A 1,358-nucleotide genomic window follows, 5' to 3' on the forward strand; every position below is an offset into this window, starting at 1 on the left:
CCCTGGCCTCCCACATCAGCGCGACGGTCACGAGTACAGGTTGTCCTTCGCCAGCTCGTGTACGTGGTCGTGGCCGTGGCCGGGTGCGTGCTCGTGCCCCGGTACGTGCGTCTCCGTGACCGGCAGCGACGAGTCCGCCGACAGCTCCCAGTCCGACGCCGCCCGCCCCCGCGCCACCATCTCCGCGCCGAGCGCCGCGACCATCGCCCCGTTGTCCGTGCACAGCTTCGGCCGCGGCACCCGCAGCACGATCCCCGCGTCCTCGCAGCGCCGCTCCGCCATCGCCCGCAGCCGCGAGTTCGCCGCGACGCCGCCGCCGATCATCAGGTGCCCGACGCCGTTGTCCCGGCAGGCCCGTACCGCCTTGCGCGTCAGCACGTCGGCGACCGACTCCTGGAACGAGGCCGCCACGTCCGCCACCGGCACGTCCTCCCCCGCCGCGCGCCTGGCCTCCACCCAGCGGGCGACGGAGGTCTTCAGGCCGGAGAAGGAGAAGTCGTACAGCGGGTCGCGGGGCCCCGTCAGCCCGCGGGGGAAGCGGATCGCGGCCGGGTCGCCCTCCCGCGCCGCCCTGTCGATGAACGGGCCGCCGGGGAAGCCGAGCCCGAGGACCCGGGCGACCTTGTCGAACGCCTCGCCCGCCGCGTCGTCGATGGTCGCGCCGAGGGGACGGACGTCGGAGGTGATGTCGGCGGACATCAGCAGCGAGGAGTGCCCACCGGAGACCAGCAGGGCCATCGTCGGCTCGGGCAGCGCGCCGTGTTCGAGCTGGTCGACGGCGATGTGCGAGGCGAGGTGGTTGACGCCGTAGAGCGGCTTGCCGAGCGCGTACGCGTACGCCTTGGCCGCCGACACCCCGACCAGCAGCGCCCCCGAAAGACCGGGGCCCGCCGTCACCGCGACCGCGTCCAGGTCGCGGGCCGCGACCCCGGCGTCGCGCAGCGCCCGCTCGATCGTCGGCACCATCGCCTCCAGGTGCGCCCGGCTCGCCACCTCGGGCACCACGCCGCCGAAGCGGGCGTGCGCGTCGACGCTGGAGGCGATGGCGTCGGCGAGCAGCGTGTGCCCGCGGACGATCCCGACACCGGTCTCGTCGCAGGACGTCTCGATGCCGAGCACCAGGGGTTCGTCTGCCATGGGGGGCGTCACTCTTTCTCGTTCTCGGTACGGCGCATGACGAGCGCGTCGACGTTTCCGGGCTGGTAGTAGCCGCGCCTGACGCCGATGACGGCGAAGCCGTGGCGCTCGTAGAGGCGTTGCGCGCGCTCGTTGTCGACGCGCACCTCCAGCAGCACCTCGCGGCAGCCGAAGCGGCGGGCGGCGGCGAGCAGCGCCTCCAGCAGGCGCGGGCCGAGGCC

The 1,358-nt window shown here is 74.3% G+C and carries 2 protein-coding genes; both read right to left on the reverse strand.

Going from position 1 to position 1,358, the window contains the following annotated elements:
* Nucleotides 1–27 precede the first annotated feature (27 nt).
* Complete coding sequence (gene tsaD / locus H5J30_RS33540) at nucleotides 28–1,137, reverse strand: tRNA (adenosine(37)-N6)-threonylcarbamoyltransferase complex transferase subunit TsaD (protein ID WP_181791524.1); 1,110 nt, start codon at nucleotides 1,135–1,137, stop codon at nucleotides 28–30.
* A gap of 8 nt (nucleotides 1,138–1,145) precedes the next feature.
* On the reverse strand, nucleotides 1,146–1,358 hold a 213-nt coding region (locus H5J30_RS33545; protein ID WP_181791526.1), incomplete at its 5' end, for a GNAT family N-acetyltransferase.

This window comes from Streptomyces phytophilus, from assembly GCF_013870535.1.
GTDB classification, from domain to species: domain Bacteria; phylum Actinomycetota; class Actinomycetes; order Streptomycetales; family Streptomycetaceae; genus Streptomyces; species Streptomyces phytophilus.